We start from the raw sequence: 15488 nt of genomic DNA on the forward strand, positions 1-15488 counted from the left end.
CACTTCCAGAAGCTGGAACTGGTCGTCAGCAACGTCAAGTTCCAGGACGGGGAGCAAGTGGTTGATCAATCAGACAGGAATGCGGCCTGATCGCCATCCACCAGATTTGACGATAACTCAAGTGCCGCCTTCCTCGCTCTCACCGGGTTGCTCCTCTTGCTACCGATCTGGACCATGTACCGTAAGCGTAGCGTCAGCGTGAGGAGATCTAAAGAAGGTTGATCGGTCCATCTAGGGGGGATCTCAGAAAACCCTTAGTCGCGCGCCGTTGTCGACGGCTGGTCGGCCATGGCGCGAACCAGGCGGCCATCACCATACTATAAGGGAGTGCCGAAGTGAAAAGCGTGCCAGTCGGGTTGCCACCAAATCCAGAGTGGCGTCGTGGTTGAATCGTTTATGGCGGGACCCTGCATGACTGGGTGAGCCGAATTGTTATCTCATTCGGCTCAAGGGTCAACCAAGGCCAACATTGGTCTGGCTTAGATGAGATGTGGATCCAGCCAGCGCTTGAGCTGTGAGCCCTGCATCAGCCCGGCCTGGCGGGCGATCTCACGTCCCTGCTTGAACACGATCAGCGTGGGAATGCTGCGAATGCCGAAGCGCCCGGCCAAGCTCGGTTCCGCCTCGGTGTCGAGCTTGGCGAAGCGGATGCGCGGCTCCAGTTCGGCAGCGGTCTGGGCAAAGACCGGCGCCATCATCTTGCAGGGGCCGCACCAGCTGGCCCAGAAGTCCACTACCACCGGCAGCTCGCTGCGCTCGATCAGCGCCGCGTAGTTGGCGCTGGTGAGCTCCAGCGGCGCCCCGCTGAACATTGCCTGCTTGCACTTGCCGCAGCGCGAGGCGGGCAGACGCGCCGTGACCACGCGGTTGATGGCCAGGCAGTGGGGGCAGGCCAGATGCAGGGAATCGGACATGGCTGGGCTCCGGGATAAGTGGAATTGACGAGGATATGGAGGCATCTGGGCTGGAAGTAAAGCCAAGCACACTCCTGCCGGCATGCTCCGGTGAGCCGAATGGCGGAATTATTCGGCTCACCGCATGAGCCGAATAGACGAGTAATTCGGCTCACAGGCCAAAGCGAGATCTGTTTGCAGGGTCATGGGACAAGGACCGCCTCCACCGGCCTGCGCAGAGAGCGCGGCATCGCCCTGCCCCGGCCGAACCGCACCACCAGGTCGGGGCGCCCACCGACGATACCCAAGGCTTCGGCGAACGCCGGGCGTATGCTCGTCTCTTCGACTGGCTGGTTGATGAAGGCGTTGCAGATACCGAGTGCCGTCGCCTGCAGAGCGAAACGCTGATAGCAGCGCCCGGCTTCCACCCAGTGAGCCCTGTCGTCGGCTTCGGAGATGAACACGGCAATGCCGGCGGAGCTGCGTATTTGCCGGGCGAGTTTGGCATTCTCGGAGCCTTGGCGTAGCAGCGCGCGGAATAACCACCGGCCCAGCCACCGCGGTGTGGTGGGACTGCCCATGGCACGCGCGAATAGTCCATCTCCACTCAGGAGCGCCTCGCGTTCGCCAAAACGGATCCAGGCCTCGAGCTCCTGCCGGAAGGCCCGGCTACGGATCTGTAAGCTGTTGGCCAGAAGCACGAAGGCCAGCACCTGCTCTATCGCCGGTCGCTCGGTCAGCAGGCTGATGGAGACCCCATTTCCGGTTCCGGCCCCCTGGAGCAGGTAGAGCTCCTGGTCGGTAACGGGTGCGCCATCGTAGTCGGTGCGGGTGCACTGCCGCGCCGGGATCGCCTCGAACAGCGAGGAGCGCTCCGGCTGGCAGGGTGCTAGCGTCACGCGTACTTCTCCGTCGCCTTCGGCATGAAACGTGACCTCGCCCTGCATGCCGAGTGCCCGCGCCGCCAGGCTCAGGTTCTCGGCCGCGCATCCCAGCGAGACGTAGAGATGGTGGGCGTCCGGATCGACCACCGGGGTGCGCCGGCTAAGATCCGGCAGGATGGTGATGGCCTCATCCGCGACTCTGAAGCGCCAGCACTGGGTGTTGTGCCCGGAAGGGGCTAGGGTGGCATAGCGAATGAGTTCGTTCAGCCGAGCGGCTCGATCGGTCGCTTGCCCACTACCATGACGCCACAGACTCGCCACTACCTGTTCGTAGTTCATCGCCCGCTCCCCCTGCTCCACCCACCCTGACGAAGCTCCTCTGCTTGCCTCAGTTTAGCGGGTGCGGGCCCAGGTGGCGCTTGGGTAAGCGCCCAGAAGCCAGAGCGAGGATAGGGAGTGAGATGAGCCTCACTCTGCGCGGCTTCGCCGTAGTCGCCCGGGTGCGCACGGATGGCTTACATTTTTTCCATTGAGCCCGCCGCCTTGCCTCAGGCAGGATGGGGAGTGGAAAGCAGGTTGGTAGAGTCAAGCAACGGCATACCGCTGGAGGAGCCACATGCAACCGCTGAGCTATTACTACTACAACGTGCTGGAAGGTCTCGAAAAGCCGTGCGACGTGCCGGCGACTCAACTGCAGGAGGGCTACGATATCCTGTATCGACACGGCGGGCGCATCGAAATGGACCTGATGCGCAAGGCCGAGGATAGCAATGCCCAGGGGCAGCCCTACCACTGGTATGAGGCCCTGGACGAAGAGCAGCGGGCGAAACTGCACAAGGCCCTGGATGAGGAAAACCCCGCCAAGATTCTCAAGGTCATTCAGCGCAACGGCTATGCCGGCGTGCTCTATCACCATGCCTGGCACCACTTCCGGGAGTCGGGAGCCGCCTAGGGACCGACAAAGGATTTACCAGCACGTCGACCAAAGAGTGCCGACTGCTTGATAAGCAAGTCTTGACGTGAAGGGCCGCTTTCCCGAGGAAAGCGGCCCTTCTGCTTAGCGTTTGACACTTCCCGCTCCTCTGGTTTTAGATATGGCTATCATTTAGATAGATCGGTCTATATAAACCCAATCTATGTAGATTGAATACAGGAGCGCCACCGAATGCCCGCCTCCAAGCGCGACCATCTGCTCGCCACGGCCGAGTGCCTCTTCTATGAGCAGGGCTTTCATGCCACTGGCATCGACCGCATCGTGGCGGCAGCCGGAGTGGTACGCATGACGCTCTACAACCACTTCGCCTCCAAGGAGGCGCTGGTCGCGGCGGTGCTGCAGACGCGCCATGCGCGCTTCATCGCCAGCCTCGATGCGGCCACCGCCGTCGCCCCGCCCGGCCAAGCGACACGCGCCTTGGTCGATGCACACGGTCGCTGGCTGGAACACAGCAGCCAGCATGGCTGCATCATGGTCAAGGCAATGGGTGAGTTTGCCGAGCACAGCACCGAGGTTCATGCGCTGGCGATCTCCGCCAAGCGTGACCTGCTGGCACGCATCGAAACCGCTGTGGCACGCGATGGTCTGGATCATCATGCCGACTTGGCGCGACGCCTCTTCGTGGTACTGGAGGGCAGCAACACGGCGGTGGTGCTACTGGGCATGCAGCCAGCTCTGTCTGACACCCGGGCGGTGGTCGATGCCCTGCTCAACGCGGCTCGGAGCGTGAGCTCATGAGGCCCCTTTCCGCTCTTGGCATGGCCGCCCTCGGCAGCGGGGTCATCGCCATCACCTACGGGCTGGCCCGCTTCGTATTCGGTCTGTTCCTGCCTGCGATGCGCGACGAGCTGACGATCTCTTCGAGCATGGCGGGCGTGATCGGTGCTCTGCCGTTCCTGAGCTTCGTCTTTGCCATCCTCGCCGCCCCCTGGGTGACACAGCGCCTCGGGGTTCGCCGTGCCGGCGTTGCGGCGGCCGCCTTGGCCGGGGGCGGGCTGATGACGATTGCCCTGGCACCCTCCTCGTTGCTGCTTGCGGTCGGCGTGCTGATCTGCGGTATCAGTACCGGCCTTTCCTCACCGGCGATGGCGGAAGCGGTGTCGCGGGTGGTGCCAGGGAGGCTGCGTGGGCGGGTCAACGCCACCATCAATGCGGGCACCAGCGTGGGCATCGCGCTGGCCATGCCCGCAGTGCTGATCTGGGCGGAGGCCTGGCGTAGCGCCTATATCGGCTTCGCCGCCTTGGCAGCCATGGGCGCACTGGCGGCCTACCTTTTCCTGCCCCGGGACGACCGCCCTGTCCCGTCATCGCTGCCTTCCCTCGCGGCCCTGCCGGTGAGCCGAGAGCAGTGGCACGCCATCACTCGGCTGAGCGGCCTGGCCGCCGGCATGGGGTGCGTGAGTGCGGCTTACTGGGTGTTTGCTCCCGATGCGGCGATCGCCGCCGGTGGATTGGGGCCGAGCCAGACCGCCTGGATGTGGCTGGCAGTCGGCCTCGGCGGACTGACAGGCGTTGGCGCTGGTGATCTCATCACGCGATTCGGGTCGGTGTTCAGCCATGCCGCTGGTTTGGTGGCACTCTCCGCCGGTCTGGTTCTGCTGGCCCTCGCCCCCGACCATTTCCCTTTCGCTCTGGCGTCTGCGGCCCTGTTCGGCGCCGGGTACATGACCCTTACCGGGTTCTATCTGGTCAGGGGAATCGAGATCATGGAAGAAGCGCCTGCCGTCGGCCCGGTGCTGCCACTGCTCGCCACCTCGGTCGGCCAGGTCGCCGGCTCCCCGCTGGCCGGCTGGCTGGTCGGGGCCCAGGGCCATGGCAACACCTTCCTGCTCTTCGCCGCCCTGGGGCTAGCCGTCGCCGGGCTGGGTGCGTGGCTGTTGAAGGAGAGAGTCGCTGTCGACGTACGTGCGCCGGGGTAGCGAGTCGTTGAGCCCAGGCCGCCGCGGCCTACCCTCTAGCGATCTTCTGCCACGTTTGCCTTGTCGTCGTCGAAGGCCAGGTATTCCGCAATCGTCTCCATGCCTTCCAGCGGTTGCTCGTAGCTCCACGCCACATCGGCCTGTTCGCCGAACGAGAAGTAGGCGGCATCGCCCTTGAACGGGCAGTGGGTCACGGTCTCGGAGCGGCTCAGGAGGTCCATTCGCACGTCTTCGCGGGGAATATAGAGTCGAGGCGGATAACCACGTTCGCGCAGCTCGAGGACACGGGTGGTATCGGCAAGCAGGGTGTCGCCGATCAATACCTGCACACGGTGTCGCTGCGGATTCAGAGTAATACGGGGCTCGGTAGAGGTCATCGCTTCGTCTCGCCCATCTACTGGGTTTTGATTGTACGTAACTGCTCCAAAAGCTTAGGAATATTGTCCTGAATGATGCTCCATACGGTATCGTCATCAATTCCCAGATAAGCATGTATTAGGCGATTCCTAGTGGCGACGATCAACCGCCATGGTATTTCCGGATACCGCTGACGAATTTCTTCCGGAATGCGAGTAGCCGCTTCGCCAATGAGCTCAAGATTACGAAGCGTAGCATCATAGGTAAGGTCGTTATTGATAAAGCCGTCTTGATCCAAGCCTTCCGTGTAAGACAGAACTTTCTCGGCGAAGCCGATCATATCATTAATATAGAAGCGCCATTCACGCATCGGATGTGTCTTAGACACGCACAGCCTCGCGCTCGATATAAGGCTTGAGTTCGGGACGAAGCGCCTTGTCGGTCACGAGATCAACCGGATGCCCCAGCAAATCCTCAAGATAAAACTGCACCCCGAAATAACGAGCGGAGGTCGCCGGGCCGTCAAAGCTCACCAAGATATCAATATCGCTGTCATCACGGGCCTCATCGCGAGACATGGAACCAAAAAGCCGCAAGGAGGTTACTCCGTACTCACGACAAAGAGACGGTAAGTGATCCCGTAACAGCTGCAAAGTCTTGGTTCTGTTCATATCTCGATCCCCCTATGCGTCGAGGTTTCGCGCTTCATGCTTTTCACGCTCTCAGCATAGCCTACCATGGGGTAGCGAAATCCCCAGCATGCCAAGACCTGGAGACTCAGCCTTGGGCAGGCAACTGGCCCGGGCGACCCAGCAGGTAGCCCTGCGCCTTGCGCACTCCAATGTCTCGCAGTACTTCCAGCTCGGCCTGTGTCTCGACGCCCTCGGCAAGCAGCCGGCTGCCCGTCTCATTGGTGAAGCCAACCAGGGCGGCGGTCAACGCGCGGCTGTCGGAGCGCTTGTCTATGCCGTGGACCAGGGATCGATCGAGCTTGATGACGTTCGGTGCCAGATGCAGTATGTGGCGAAAGCTGGCATAGCCGGCGCCCGCATCGTCGATGGCCGACCTGAGCCCCTGCCTGCGCATCTCGACCAGTGCTTCGAAAAGTCCTTCGTAGTCTTCGACGATATCGTGCTCGGTCAGCTCGAGCATGAGACGCTCGAGCGGATAGGGGCCGAGAAGATCGGCAAGCCGGCCGGACAGGATGGTGGCCGGGGAAACGTTGAGGGACAGGTAGGACGCCTGGGGTAGCGCGGGCAGCGCCTCCAACGCCATTTCGATAGCGGCCAGCTCCAGCTCCTCTCGCAACCCCACCAAGGCCGCTTCCTCGAACCACTTGTCGGGTCCCCGATGTGGCTCGACAACGAAACGCGACAGCGCTTCATAGCCGGCAATGCGCTGTTCGACGAGATCGTGCATGGGCTGGAACACGATATGAAAGTGACGGTGCTCGAGCACATCGCATATTCTCGCCTCGGCACTCTTCTGCCGCTCTTGACGTTCACGCTGTCGCTCGAGCTGCCGCCCGGCAAAGTCGGCCAACACACGCATCATCGCCAGGTCACGCTCGTTCAGTGTGGCGTCGGGTTGGCGAGAGAAGCAGCATAGCGTGCCGAAAATACTGCCATTCTTCAGACGTATGGGCACGCTGAGGTGGGCGCCTACCGGCAACTCGAGCGTGATTGCCAGTTCCAGCGCCGCTGCCTCCTGTCGTGCATCCGGGACCACCTCCGGCAACCTGCCCTCCAGAACCCGCTTGCAGTAGCTTTCCTCGAGAGGGTCCGACGCTCCCACTTCCAGAAAAGGAGCTGCTTCATCCACGAAGCGAAAAAATCGCCTTTCGTCTTTGAATTCTGAAATAAAGGCCACATCCATACCGAAGTGGGTACGAATAGCATGCAGGATCTCGAGTAGGGCATCTTCGGTGGACGCTTCGGCAAGCTCGTCCAGACCCTGGGCGACATCCAATAACAGACGTCCACCTGTTACGTCGAATACTCCACTTCCCATAGGGCATCCCTTGCGTAGGGGTTATCATTATTCGTTATGGGATTAAGCCTAGCACCTAAGTGTGGTTTGTCATGCACCAGTTCACCGGCCCCAAGTGGGCGCGGCTACCAGCCACACCGTAGCGGTTGCATACAAGGCAGCGCCCCTCTGACGCGCCTAGCATGAGCATGACCCCTGCCAAGAACAACGAGGGCATGACCATGCGTAACCTGCAGCAGTTTCTCGACGACTACGGCGAGAGCCATCGCCATCCGGTGAACCAGTGGGTGCACATCGTCTGCGTGCCGGCCATTCTGTTTTCCACCCTGGGCCTGCTGTGGTTGGTGCCGCTTGGCCGCTGGCTGGGCCTGGAAGGCGGTACGGCCGAGTGGGTCAATGGCGCCACCCTGCTGGGCGTGCTGGCCAGCCTGGTCTATCTGCGTCTCTCCTTCGGTGTCTTTGTGATGATGCTCGCCTGGTTCGCCCTTTCCGTGCTGGGCATTTTCGCCATCCTGAACGCAGGGTGGTCGCTGTTCTGGATCTCGCTGATCGTCTGGGTGGCGGCATGGGCGCTGCAGGTGTGGGGTCATAAGGTGGAAGGCAAGAAGCCGTCGTTCATCGAAGACGTGGTCTTTCTGCTGATCGGCCCGATCTTCGTCACCTTCGAAGTGGCGCACAGGCTGGGGCTACGCGTGCCGCGCCCGGCCGGGCATTAAGCCTGCCGTACCGGCATCCGCTTCTTGAATGGCGTATCCTCGGCGTTATGGATCGATAGCCATGGATCGCCTGTGACGGATACCTCGCCGCTACGCGGCACTCTCTACCTGTGGAACGACCGCTGGATGCTGCTCGGCCGTCTGCCGGCCAACCGGGCACACCGCCACGTGAGTGCGTCGTTGCTGCTGGGGCTGGATGGAACGTTCGAGCTGCAAGTGGAAGGGGCACGCCGCCAAACCCGGGCGGCGGTGGTGGCACCGGACGTATCCCAGGCCCTGAACCCTGGGCAGACCACCATGCTGGTGGCTCAGCTCGACCCGGACAGCGATGCCTGGCGCCGCTTGGCAGGCAGCCTGGCAGGGCAAGCCAGCATGGACCTGCCGTTGGCCGAGGAAGAAGCCCGGGCACTGGCCCACAGCGCCGATTGCCGTGCCCTTGCGGCCAATCTGGCGCGCTTTCTGGCCGCTACCGGCGGGCCGCCACTGCCGCTGGACCCGCGCATCGCAGATATCTGCCACTACCTGCGTGAGACCCTGCCGGAACGGCTGGATGCCACGGCGCTGGCCGAGCGTGCCGGAATCTCCGCCTCGCGACTCACGCACCTGTTCCGCGAGCAAATGGGGGTGACGCTGCGGCGCTTTCTGCTGTACCTGAAGATCACCCGCGCCATGGCCCGCTGGCAGCCGGGCATGACTCTCTCCACCCTGGCCGCGGAAGCGGGCTTCTACGACCAGCCGCATCTGGTACGCACGGCCCGGGACATGTTCGATGCCCTGCCATCGGCGTATATCGGTACCGGGCAGTTCCACATCTGTCGCTGCAGCGAAGCGGGTTGAGCGGCAGCGTCGGACTGGCTCACTTCATCTCGAAGCCACGCTTGGTGAGGAACTCGCGCATATGGGCGCGCAGCTTGCTGCTGAACAGCGGGGAGAGGTTCTTCGACCAGTTGGAGTCCTTGTTGCCGCCGCGGCGCTCGCCGTAGTAGCTCTGCATGGCGTCGTCGAAGGCGGCCACCAGCTCGCTGTCGTCAGTGTAATAATCCTCCTTGAGGATCGCTTCCACCGGCAAGCGTGGTTTGACGTCCGGATCGGCAGCCGGATAGCCGAGGCACAAGCCGAACACCGGGTAGACGTGCTCGGGCAGATGCAGAAGATCGCTGATGGCCTGGGGGTTGTTGCGGATGCCGCCGATGTAGCAGATCCCGAGCCCTTCGGATTCGGCGGCAATGACCACGTTCTGTGCCATCAGGGCAGCATCCACACTGGCCACCACCAGTTGCTCGGTCATGCCGCGCACGACGTTGGCACCGCTGCGTTCGGCTGCCTCGGTGGGTCGCTTCATGTCGGCACAGAACACCAGGAAGTCGGAAGCGGTGGCCACGTACGACTGCCCGCCGGCCAGCTCGGCGATCTTCTCGCGGTTGGCCGGGTCCTTCACGTGGATGACGGTGTAAGCCTGCACATGATTGGAGGTCGCGGCGGCCTGACCGGCGCGAATCAGCTCGATCAGCAGCTCGTGGGGGATCTTCTGGTCGGTGAATTTGCGAATCGAGCGATGGGATTTCAGCAGTTCGATGGTGGAATTCATGTCGCCTCGCGGGTGCCTGTCATTCGTTAACCTGCTTATTATCTTTCATTCCGGCGCGCTTTGCATTTTTACAGGCGTGGTTTCAGGCGAACTCCAACAAAGCGCTACCCTTGCGTTATCACCTCTGAAGGGTACTCAGCCCTCTTCTCGCTGAGCGATCAGTCGATACAAGGTCAATCAATACAAGGGAGGCCTAGCATGGAGCGATACACCGGCGGTTGCCTTTGCGGCAACGTTCGAGTCGAGGCGTCGGGACGCCCGTACCGGGTCGGCATTTGTCACTGCCTGGACTGCCGTAAGCACCATGGTGCGCTCTTCTACGCCTCGGCGGTGTTCCCCCAGGAGGCGGTGACGATAGAGGGCGAAGTGCGCGACTACAACGGGCGCCTCTTCTGCCCTCGCTGCGGCTCGTCGGTTTTCGCACGCAGCGACGACGAAATCGAAGTTCACCTGGGCACCCTGGATACCCCGGATCAACTGATGCCCACTTATGAGAGCTGGGTCGTGCGCCGCGAGGCCTGGCTGCCGCCGTTCCCGTACATGAAGCGCTATGACTGCGACCGCGACGCCACGGGACGGATTGAGGAGTAGCCGCGCATTGAACAGGTCTCTCAAAATGTGCCCGAGGCCAGAGGCAGCCACACGTGCTCATAGCCGATGGTGATCGCAACCCACACCAGCAGCGCGGCCATGGCGAGGCTGAAGCCTTTCAGCAGCCTTGGATTTTCCAGGCGCTGGCCGAGCACGACGCCCATCAGGGCATAGCTACCGGGGGCACCGAAGGCCAGCGCAGCCAGCCCGAGCGACCAGAACAGCAGGCTCACACCGTGGATGCCGGCGGCAGGAAACTGGATGGTGGCAATAGGCAGGGTCGCGAGCATGGCCTTGGGGTTGCACAGCTGCATGATCAAGCCATCGCGGAAGCTCATGACACGTGGCGCCTCACGCACCCGGTTGAGGTCAACGCTCGAGCGGACGACCTTGAGCGCCAGGTAGAGAATGTAGCCGCACCCCACCGCCCCCACCACGGCGAGCATGTCGCCGCGCACCCAGGCCGCCCCGGCCCAGCCGAACAGCAGGAATAGCGTGAGCATGGCCAGCCCCACACCGAGGAAGAAGCCGAGCGATGTCCTCGCCTGACCATTGAGCCCGGCATGCAGGCCGAGCAGGTTCACGGGCCCAGGCGTGTACATGACGCCCAGAGCATAGGCGACGATCTCCATGGGAGTCTCTCCGATAGATGGTGTTTCGTGTGTGGCCGAGCGGCCGGAATTCAGCGCTGCTAGGTCACGCTGCGCTGGTACTGATATGGCGTCTTGCCGTAGATGCGTTTGAAGCGGCGGTTGAAGTGGCTGAGGTCGGTGAAGCCGTAGCGGAACGCCACCTCGGAGGGCGCCACGCCGGATTCAAGGGCGCTGCGCGCGGCGTTGACCCGGCAGCTCAGCACGTACTGGTGCGGCGTGATACCGAACTGCTGGCGGAACAGGCGCAGGAAGTGGTACTTGGAGAGGTGGGCGGCCTGACTGATCTCGTCCAGCGAAAGATCCGTTTCCAGGTGCGCGAGGATGTACTCCTTGGCACGCAGCAGCAGTGTATCGGGGCGACTCACCCTGCCGCCGGGCTGGAACTTGCCGGCACGCTGCACCAGGCGCGTCGCCATGCGGTGCAGGGCGTGCTCCTGGTCGATGCGCGTGCCTTGCCGGTCGATCATCAGTTGGGCGAGGTCGAGAATGGCGTGGCGCAGCTGGGGGTCGTCCAGCAGGGTCTCTCGCCCATGAAACCGGGCGGCACGCTCGCATCCCGCCGCATCGGCGAATGAGGCCTCAAGCTGGGCAGTGGGCACATAGATCATTACGTAGCCCAGCGTGGTGCCGTCACCAGGATGACCGTCGTGTACCTGATCGGGGTTGAACTGGATGACGTTGCCGGGCGGGCTACGATGAAACTCACCGCCGCTGAAGAAGTCCTGCCGCCCGGTAAGGGTCACGCCGAAGGCGTACTCTTCATGCGCATGGCGGTCGTAGCTGAAATCGCTCAGCGACGCTTGGAGCACCGTGAGCCCGGGTACTTGCCAGCTCTTGTGGTAGTCGAACTGGCTGGATTGCTTGGCCATGCCACACCTCTCTGAACACCACTATGGCCTAGCTTAGGCCCAGCCAAGGACTAGGGCTTGGACATTATTGCGCAAAAAGATAGTGACCTTGCTTCAGTCCACAGGAGCTGTGATGCAAAATCGAAAGCCGAACCGCACCCTCTGGTGGCCCAAATGGACTTGCTGACCCTGCTGCTCTTCGTGCCGGCCTGCTTCGCTCTGAACATGGCGCCGGGCCCCAATAACTTGCTCTCTATGAGCAACGCCAAACGCTATGGTGTGCGCATGGCTTGCCTGGCCGGCATCGGGCGCCTGGCGGCTTTCGTGGTGATGATCGCCCTCGCCGCCTCGGGCCTGGCTACCGTGCTCTACACCTCCGAGAAGCTGTTCCTGCTCATCAAGGTACTCGGCGCCGGCTACCTATTCTGGCTGGCCTACCAGCTGTGGGGCGCCGAGAGTAGCGACGAGGGCATGGCCGCCGCCCCGATGGGGCTCTGGGGCCTGAGCCGGCAGGAGTTCCTGCTCGCCGCCGGCAATCCCAAGGCGATCCTGATCTTCACGGCGTTCCTGCCTCAGTTCGTTACGCCAGACGGCGACGTCGCCTTCCAGTTCCTGATTCTGGGCGCCCTGTTCCTGGTGCTCGAATGGGTGGCCATCATCGGTTACGCCTGCTTCGGCGCCTTTCTGCGCCACTGGTTCTCGCGCCCCACGATGCGCCGGCTGTTCAACCGCGCCTGCGCAAGCCTGTTGGCGAGCGCCGGCATCGGCCTGCTGGTGGCAAGGAGAGAGTAATTTTCACCGTCGGGAAGCTCTACTCCTGGAAAAGAAATAGAACGTCGATACGAGGAGCAGTATCAATGACACCAAGTGAGCATAGGCCGCATACCTGTATGAAGAGCCAAGCTCGTTTATCGCCATATGAAAAATTTCATCATCGATCATGATGAAATCGATTTCCCCAACAATACAAAAGAGAAGAAAAGCGGCATAAGGCCATAGCAACCAATGGCTACGAACCTTAACTACAAGAAGAAAAATCAAAAACAGAACACTCAGAAACAACAGCATCCCACCTTGGCTCGCCACCTTGTCAGCCACCTCCGCATGCGCCAGCAACGGAAACAAGCCAAGAAGTAAAAAGAGAAAAAACCGGGTCATTTAAGCACCTGACAAGCTCGATATATTTTCCAAGGGGACCCTGATAATGCTCGGAAACGGATCATACCCACTCCTACCAGCACCAGATAGTGGCACATCACGCCTGAACTTCTGATGTTTTCAACATATCGATGAAGGCGCGCAGTGCAGCGGGCACGTGGCGGTGCCCGGGGTAATAGAGCATCAAGCCGGGATAAGGCGGGCTCCAGGCTTCGAGCAACGCCACGAGCTGCCCTGAGGCGAGGCGCTCGCTGGCCACGATCTCGGGCACGTAGGCAATGCCGAGGCCGTCGGCTGCCGCTTCGACCATGAGTTCGTTGTCGTCGAGCGTCAGCGCGCCGGGAGAGTCGATGGCGATCTCCTGACCTCGCCGCTCGAACTCCCAACGGTAGCGCTTGCCGCTGGGCAGCCGTTGGCGGATGCAGCGATGCTTGTGCAGATCGTCGGGCACACTTGGCGTGCCGAAGCGGTGCAGGTAATCCGGCGAGGCCACCGCCAGGAAGCGCATGGCAGCGCCCAGCTTCACCGCAATCATGTCCTGGGGTACCGCCTCGCCCAGCCGCACCCCGGCGTCGAAGCCCTGTTCGACGATGTCGACGAGGCGCCCTTCGCTGACGAGATCGAGCTCTACCGCCGGATAGCGGCGCAGGTAAGCCGGTACTACATAGGCAAGCAGCAGCCGGGCCGCTGCCCTGCTGGCGTTGATGCGCAGCACGCCGCCGGGCTCGCCGCGGTCGTCGGCGAGGGTGTCCAGCGTGGCATTCAGCTCCCTCAGCGTGGGCGTGATGCGCGCCAGGAACCGGCTACCGGCATCGGTCAGGGAAACGCTGCGGGTAGTGCGATGCAGCAGCCGCACGCCGAGCTGCTCTTCCAGATGCCGCATACGGTGGCTCAGCGCCGAGCGCGAGACACCGATGACGTCGGCGGCGCGTCGAAAGCTGCGTTCGGCAGCCACCACCGCAAAGGCTTCCAGATCGGCCAGGGCTGGCTTGGATATGCTTGGCTTGCTCATTGGTGAATTTCTCTCACGAGTTCATACAACAGTAGCCTACTTCTGCGTTCCAATCGGAAGCGCGACCATGGTTTCGTCAATCCACCGAAGGAAGGAACGAAACGATGAACAAGACATGGTTGATTACCGGAGCCTCTTCAGGCCTCGGCCGCCTGATGACGGAGCGCCTGCTGGCGCGTGGTGATCGCGTGGTTGCCACGCTGCGCCGGGAAGGCGTGCTCGACGAACTGCAGCAGACCCATGGCGAACGCCTGCTGGTACTGAAACTCGATCTTACCGATGTGGCTGGGATCCGCGAGGTCACCCACCAGGCCTTCGAGCGCATGGGAAGAATCGATGTGGTGGTATCCAATGCCGGCTATGGGCTCTTCGGTGCCGCCGAAGAACTCAGCGACGAACAGATCGAACACCAGATCGCCACCAACCTTACCGGTTCGATTCAGCTCATTCGCGCGGTGTTGCCCTACCTGCGCGACCAGGGCGGCGGGCGCATCGTGCAGGTCTCCTCCGAAGGCGGCCAGAAGGCCTACCCCAACTTCTCGCTATATCACGCCACCAAGTGGGGCATCGAAGGCTTCGTCGAGGCGACGGCGCAGGACGTGGCGCCGTTCGGGGTCGACTTCATCATTGTCGAACCGGGCCCCACCGCCACCGACTTCGCCGCCGGGCTGGTGCGCGGGGAACCGATGGCGGCCTATGACGCCACGCCGGCGGGCGATGTCAGGCGCGCCGTGGCAGATGGTAGCTTCGAGATAAAGGGCGATGCCGAAAGGACGGTAGACGCCATGATCGCCGCCGCCGACGCGGCGCAGCCACCCATGCAGCCACTCGTGCGGCTAGCACTCGGCAGTTCAGCGTATACCGGCATCAAGCAGGCGCTGGAAGAGCGGCTCCGTATGCTCGAGGCACAGCGCGACGTGGCCTTTGCGGCCGATGTCGACTGACTTTCTCTCGGCCTTTACAGCGGCAAATGCAGGATGGCGCCCCGCAGGCCGTGCTCGTCGGCCCACAGCTTGCCCAGGGTGATGGGCAGGCGAAAGCGGCGCTTGCCGGCTGCGCCGGGATTGAACAGCAGCCGGCCATCCTGCCACTCGTTGCGCGGCTTGTGGGAGTGGCCGTGAAGTACCGCATCGCAGGGTGTGGCCGGGCCGAGCTCCTGCAGGATATGCGTGAGATGCAGGTGCCAGCCGTTGACGCTGAGATCCAGCGTCGTCGGCAGCGCCTCGGCCCAGGGGGCGGTGTCGATGTTGCCACGCACCGCGAAGGTGGGCGCCAGCTCGGCCAGCCGCTCGAGAAGGGTGGCGTCCTCGTCGCCCGCGCCCACGTCACCGAGATGCACGATCAGCTCGCAGCCCTCGAGCAGAGTGAGCGCCTCGGGGCGCAGCAGGCCGTGGGTATCGCTGATGACCCCTACCGGCTTGTCACTGACGAAGGTGTGCATGGCGTTCAATCCAGCTGCGTGGGGATGACCTGGAGTTCGCCATGCGCCACGGCGCGCTGCGAGGTGATGCTGTCGGCGAAGTGTCGCACGTCGTGAGTGTTGCCCTTGAGAATGCTCACTTCCAGGCAGCGCTCCGGGTCGAGATGCACGTGCAGCGAGGCGACCGTGAGGTCGACATGGTCGTGGTGCGAACGGGTCAGACGGCGGGCCAGGTCGCGGGCCTCGTGATCGTAGACGTAGCTGAGCACGCCGACGCAGCTACTCTCCTGCCCCTCGGCCCGCGCAGCCTCTTTCATTCCCGCTCGCGCCAGGTCACGGATCGCTTCCGAGCGGTTGGGGTAGCCCCGCTGCTCGATCATGCGGTCCAGCTCCGCCATGAGCCCGTCGTCGATGGTGATGGTGATTCTGTGCATGGCTCCTCCGCTGCCGGCTGTGACTGGACGCG

At 62.6% G+C, this 15488-nt stretch carries 21 protein-coding genes; 8 read left to right on the forward strand and 13 right to left on the reverse strand.

All coding sequences use genetic code 11. The features are described 5' to 3' along the window. Positions 1 to 479: 479 nt before the first annotated feature. Complete coding sequence (trxC, locus tag HOP58_RS20995; RefSeq protein WP_234261527.1) at positions 480 to 914, reverse strand: thioredoxin TrxC; 435 nt, start codon at positions 912 to 914, stop codon at positions 480 to 482. 182 nt (positions 915 to 1096) lie between these two features. Next, on the reverse strand, positions 1097 to 2116 hold the full coding sequence (locus HOP58_RS21000) for a Tat pathway signal protein (RefSeq protein WP_234261528.1): 1020 nt from the start codon (positions 2114 to 2116) through the stop codon (positions 1097 to 1099). 277 nt (positions 2117 to 2393) lie between these two features. Between HOP58_RS21000 and HOP58_RS21005 the strand changes: the two genes are divergently transcribed. The 3 genes from HOP58_RS21005 to HOP58_RS21015 all read left to right on the forward strand — a co-directional run bounded on the left by HOP58_RS21005 (position 2394) and on the right by HOP58_RS21015 (position 4690). Next, on the forward strand, positions 2394 to 2729 hold the full coding sequence (locus HOP58_RS21005) for a hypothetical protein (protein ID WP_234261529.1): 336 nt from the start codon (positions 2394 to 2396) through the stop codon (positions 2727 to 2729). A 213-nt stretch (positions 2730 to 2942) separates the two neighbouring features. After that, a complete protein-coding gene (locus HOP58_RS21010; RefSeq protein WP_234261530.1) occupies positions 2943 to 3509 on the forward strand; it encodes a TetR/AcrR family transcriptional regulator in 567 nt (188 codons plus the stop codon). Next, positions 3506 to 4690, forward strand: coding sequence for an MFS transporter (locus HOP58_RS21015; RefSeq protein WP_234261531.1), 1185 nt, complete (start codon positions 3506 to 3508; stop codon positions 4688 to 4690). Before HOP58_RS21010 ends, HOP58_RS21015 begins: the two co-directional genes overlap by 4 nt. A gap of 35 nt (positions 4691 to 4725) precedes the next feature. Here the strand turns inward: HOP58_RS21015 and HOP58_RS21020 are convergent, their stop codons facing one another. The 4 genes from HOP58_RS21020 to HOP58_RS21035 form a co-directional block, all read right to left on the reverse strand. Next, positions 4726 to 5067: a DUF427 domain-containing protein gene (locus tag HOP58_RS21020; RefSeq protein WP_234261532.1), complete on the reverse strand. Its 342-nt coding sequence runs from the start codon at positions 5065 to 5067 to the stop codon at positions 4726 to 4728. Positions 5068 to 5084: 17 nt separating this feature from the next. Further along, positions 5085 to 5435: a DUF86 domain-containing protein gene (locus tag HOP58_RS21025; protein ID WP_026037910.1), complete on the reverse strand. Its 351-nt coding sequence runs from the start codon at positions 5433 to 5435 to the stop codon at positions 5085 to 5087. After that, the gene (locus HOP58_RS21030; protein ID WP_234261533.1) at positions 5428 to 5718 is read right to left on the reverse strand and encodes a nucleotidyltransferase family protein; all 291 of its coding nucleotides are present in this window, start codon (positions 5716 to 5718) and stop codon (positions 5428 to 5430) included. The genes HOP58_RS21025 and HOP58_RS21030 overlap by 8 nt, the downstream gene beginning before the upstream one ends. A gap of 106 nt (positions 5719 to 5824) precedes the next feature. Further along, on the reverse strand, positions 5825 to 7015 hold the full coding sequence (locus tag HOP58_RS21035; RefSeq protein WP_234261535.1) for an EAL domain-containing protein: 1191 nt from the start codon (positions 7013 to 7015) through the stop codon (positions 5825 to 5827). Positions 7016 to 7218: 203 nt separating this feature from the next. Here HOP58_RS21035 and HOP58_RS21040 point away from each other — a divergent pair, with 203 nt between their 5' ends. Then, positions 7219 to 7752 (forward strand): Mpo1-like protein, encoded by a 534-nt coding sequence (locus tag HOP58_RS21040; RefSeq protein ID WP_234261537.1) that lies wholly within the window; start codon positions 7219 to 7221, stop codon positions 7750 to 7752. Positions 7753 to 7824: 72 nt separating this feature from the next. Next, positions 7825 to 8589, forward strand: a complete 765-nt coding sequence (locus HOP58_RS21045; protein WP_234261539.1) for a helix-turn-helix domain-containing protein — start codon at positions 7825 to 7827, stop codon at positions 8587 to 8589. 19 nt (positions 8590 to 8608) lie between these two features. Here the strand turns inward: HOP58_RS21045 and nfsA are convergent, their stop codons facing one another. Further along, complete coding sequence (nfsA, locus tag HOP58_RS21050; RefSeq protein WP_234261541.1) at positions 8609 to 9340, reverse strand: oxygen-insensitive NADPH nitroreductase; 732 nt, start codon at positions 9338 to 9340, stop codon at positions 8609 to 8611. A 198-nt stretch (positions 9341 to 9538) separates the two neighbouring features. Here nfsA and HOP58_RS21055 point away from each other — a divergent pair, with 198 nt between their 5' ends. Next, positions 9539 to 9931 (forward strand): GFA family protein, encoded by a 393-nt coding sequence (locus HOP58_RS21055; protein WP_234261543.1) that lies wholly within the window; start codon positions 9539 to 9541, stop codon positions 9929 to 9931. A 20-nt stretch (positions 9932 to 9951) separates the two neighbouring features. Here the strand turns inward: HOP58_RS21055 and HOP58_RS21060 are convergent, their stop codons facing one another. Together HOP58_RS21060 and HOP58_RS21065 are read right to left on the reverse strand one after the other, a co-directional pair. Beyond that, entirely contained in the window at positions 9952 to 10563 is a 612-nt protein-coding gene (locus tag HOP58_RS21060; protein ID WP_234261545.1) for a LysE family transporter, read from the reverse strand. A gap of 59 nt (positions 10564 to 10622) precedes the next feature. After that, positions 10623 to 11453: an AraC family transcriptional regulator gene (locus HOP58_RS21065; protein ID WP_234261547.1), complete on the reverse strand. Its 831-nt coding sequence runs from the start codon at positions 11451 to 11453 to the stop codon at positions 10623 to 10625. Between the two features lie 153 nt (positions 11454 to 11606). Between HOP58_RS21065 and HOP58_RS21070 the strand changes: the two genes are divergently transcribed. Continuing rightward, on the forward strand, positions 11607 to 12224 hold the full coding sequence (locus tag HOP58_RS21070) for a LysE family translocator (protein WP_234254325.1): 618 nt from the start codon (positions 11607 to 11609) through the stop codon (positions 12222 to 12224). Positions 12225 to 12227: 3 nt separating this feature from the next. Here HOP58_RS21070 and HOP58_RS21075 read toward each other — a convergent pair whose 3' ends face one another. Both HOP58_RS21075 and HOP58_RS21080 read right to left on the reverse strand, forming a co-directional pair. Further along, positions 12228 to 12590 (reverse strand): hypothetical protein, encoded by a 363-nt coding sequence (locus tag HOP58_RS21075; protein WP_234261549.1) that lies wholly within the window; start codon positions 12588 to 12590, stop codon positions 12228 to 12230. A 97-nt stretch (positions 12591 to 12687) separates the two neighbouring features. After that, on the reverse strand, positions 12688 to 13602 hold the full coding sequence (locus tag HOP58_RS21080) for a LysR family transcriptional regulator (RefSeq protein WP_234261551.1): 915 nt from the start codon (positions 13600 to 13602) through the stop codon (positions 12688 to 12690). Positions 13603 to 13706: 104 nt separating this feature from the next. Here HOP58_RS21080 and HOP58_RS21085 point away from each other — a divergent pair, with 104 nt between their 5' ends. Beyond that, complete coding sequence (locus tag HOP58_RS21085; protein WP_234261553.1) at positions 13707 to 14546, forward strand: SDR family oxidoreductase; 840 nt, start codon at positions 13707 to 13709, stop codon at positions 14544 to 14546. A 14-nt stretch (positions 14547 to 14560) separates the two neighbouring features. Here HOP58_RS21085 and HOP58_RS21090 read toward each other — a convergent pair whose 3' ends face one another. Together HOP58_RS21090 and nikR are read right to left on the reverse strand one after the other, a co-directional pair. Further along, positions 14561 to 15043: a metallophosphoesterase family protein gene (locus HOP58_RS21090; RefSeq protein ID WP_234261555.1), complete on the reverse strand. Its 483-nt coding sequence runs from the start codon at positions 15041 to 15043 to the stop codon at positions 14561 to 14563. 5 nt (positions 15044 to 15048) lie between these two features. Continuing rightward, positions 15049 to 15456, reverse strand: coding sequence for a nickel-responsive transcriptional regulator NikR (gene nikR / locus HOP58_RS21095; protein ID WP_010626737.1), 408 nt, complete (start codon positions 15454 to 15456; stop codon positions 15049 to 15051). Between the last annotated feature and the right edge of the window lie 32 nt (positions 15457 to 15488).

Source organism: Halomonas sp. MCCC 1A11062 (assembly GCF_021404355.1).
Taxonomy (GTDB): domain Bacteria; phylum Pseudomonadota; class Gammaproteobacteria; order Pseudomonadales; family Halomonadaceae; genus Halomonas; species Halomonas aerodenitrificans.